The organism is Candidatus Obscuribacterales bacterium, from assembly GCA_036703605.1.
Taxonomy (GTDB): Bacteria; Cyanobacteriota; Cyanobacteriia; order RECH01; family RECH01; genus RECH01.
Genome location: DATNRH010000852.1, coordinates 1 through 2,476, shown reverse-complemented (window position 1 = coordinate 2,476; position 2,476 = coordinate 1). Strand labels below are relative to the sequence as shown.

The window sequence follows — 2,476 nt, the reverse complement described above, 5'->3', positions numbered from 1 at the left end:
ATCTCAAACTCATTCACGGCTTGTCCAAGAACATAGTCTCCGCTGAGCATCACCTCCTGCATCGCCGCTTGAAGTTTTTCCTGCAATGGCTGATGTTGATGCTCAAGATCAAGCATCAGGATTCGATTGAGATGGATAGTCATAGGGATGAAAGAGTCTGTCAGTGAAGAGCGGGATGGTCAAGAGAAGATGCAGCCACACATCTAACAAACAGGGAATATAAAGGGGAACATTAATGGCGATCCTCATCTTGACTGGGGGAGCTAGAGGATCTTGAGGAGGCACGTACAACAGGAAAACCTGAGGGAAGGGTCATTCATAGACCGCCTGCTAGTTCTACAGTAACGCGATCGCCTTTGTCGTGTCTTGGACGCAAGGCGGCTCTAGGTTTCGACCAATCGTTCTGGTGTGATCTAGATAACCGAGGCACCATCGACAGGATGGATGTAGTTAGAGTACCCAATCTACCGGCAATTCTACGCACGGCTTTAGATCGGGTTTACTGTGCCAAGATTATGTTTGCCCTAGAGAGACATGAGGAGCGATCGCTCTCTAGACACTAGAATTGAATGACATGGCAGCTTAGACGGCACGATCGAAGGAATCACAGACGCCATTCGGGCCGAGCCTATTGCAGCGTACAGCATAGAACCATGCTGGAATCACCTCACCTATTAGACACCCGATATCCCTCGATGAATCATACCCTGTCTCAATCAAGACTCACTGGCGCGGCATGATTTCACCAAGCTTGCGCCTCATTAAACGGGTCAAGTATGCGGATGAAAGGACTTGAACCTTCACTTCTTGCGAAACTAGAACCTAAATCTAGCGCGTCTACCAATTCCGCCACATCCGCGTATTGCTTTCCTATCCTAGCAAAGGTCGGGGAAAATAGCGCAACTTTTTTTGAGAATTCATTGGAGGATGAAAACCTTCGTTGGGGTGTGGACTGCAACACTCCACAAACTGAGGCATTGCTGGATCCTGTGTGCATAACTGATGTCCTTAGGCGGCCCATGGATCGGTTCATCGCTCCATTTGGGCAAGGTCGCCATCTCTGGGGGTGCGGAAGCCGGAGGAATAGGAGACAATAGGCGGAGCACATTCAAGTGACAAGGTATCGTGGCAAAAGTCGTTCTAGAGAACGTGTACAAAAGTTTTTCCCACCGGGCAGGGCAGACCAGCGCACGCCCATCTGGCGGGGCAATGGTGAGCGATGGAGCTGCTCCCGTTGCTGCGATCGCTGACCCAGTGGAGGAGTCGGCTGACAAACGGCAGAGTCATGTGTCTGTGCTGCGACGGATTCAGCTCACGGTTCATGACGGCGAGTTTATGGTGCTAGTGGGGCCATCGGGCTGCGGCAAAAGTACGCTGCTGCGGTTAATTGCGGGGCTCGAAACCCTCACCGGCGGCAATATCTGGGTGGGCGATCGCTTGGTCAATGAGCTCCCACCCAAGGCGCGGGATATTGCCATGGTATTTCAGAACTATGCCCTCTATCCCCACTTGACGGTCTACAACAATTTGGCCTTTGGCTTGCGGCGCGCGGCTAATTCGTTGGTCGATCCCCAAAAGGCGGACGATCAGCGATCGCTTCCCCCTTGGCTAGAAAAGGGATTGGTGGCTGCAACCCGTCCCCTACCGCGATTACTGCGCTACTGGTCGTCCACGGAGCGGGCTATTGATCAACGGGTGCTAACGGTGGCGGAAATGCTGCAGATCCAGCAGTTGCTCGATCGCCTACCCAAGCAGCTCTCCGGTGGGCAAAAGCAGCGGGTAGCCCTCGGACGAGCCATGGCACGCAATCCAGCGGTGTTTTTGATGGATGAACCGCTCTCTAACTTAGACGCCAAGTTGCGAATTGAGACGCGATCGCAAATTGTGAACCTCCAGCGGCGGCTGGGCATCACCACCATTTACGTGACCCACGACCAAACCGAAGCCATGACCATGGGCGATCGCATTGCCGTGATGAACGCGGGGCAAATTCAGCAACTGGCCGCGCCGCTGACGTTGTACAACCATCCCGTCAATCGCTTTGTCGCGGAGTTTATCGGCACCTTGCCCATGAACTTTTTGACCGTGGCCGTGACCGCACCGCTGCTGATCACCCACAATCACTTTCGCCTGACCATTCCCGATACCTGGGAAGATGCCCTGCGCCGCTATGACGGGCGATCGCTACTCTTGGGTATTCGTCCTGAACACCTGAGTGTGAGTGTCCCGGCACCCAAAAACCTGCCGGTGACAGTGGAACGGGTAGAGGCGTTGGGCAGCGAAACCTACTTATCCGTACGTCTGGGGCACGGCACGGTTAGCGATCGCATCACCCTCCAGGCTCGCATCGAACCGGATCGACCGGTGTCGATTGGTGAAGAGCTTTGGCTGGCGATCGCGGTGGATAAGCTACATCTATTTGACCCCGATACTGAGAATGCGATCGCCTAATCTACCTGGACAACTAACCTATCTG

General features: G+C 53.9%; 1 protein-coding gene and 1 tRNA gene. One reads left to right on the top strand and one right to left on the bottom strand.

The window, feature by feature from the left end:
- Positions 1–777: 777 nt before the first annotated feature.
- Positions 778–859, bottom strand: a tRNA-Leu gene (locus V6D20_17590).
- A 266-nt stretch (positions 860–1,125) separates the two neighbouring features.
- Between V6D20_17590 and V6D20_17585 the strand changes: the two genes are divergently transcribed.
- Positions 1,126–2,451 (top strand): ABC transporter ATP-binding protein, encoded by a 1,326-nt coding sequence (locus V6D20_17585; protein ID HEY9817596.1) that lies wholly within the window; start codon positions 1,126–1,128, stop codon positions 2,449–2,451.
- Positions 2,452–2,476: the final 25 nt, after the last annotated feature.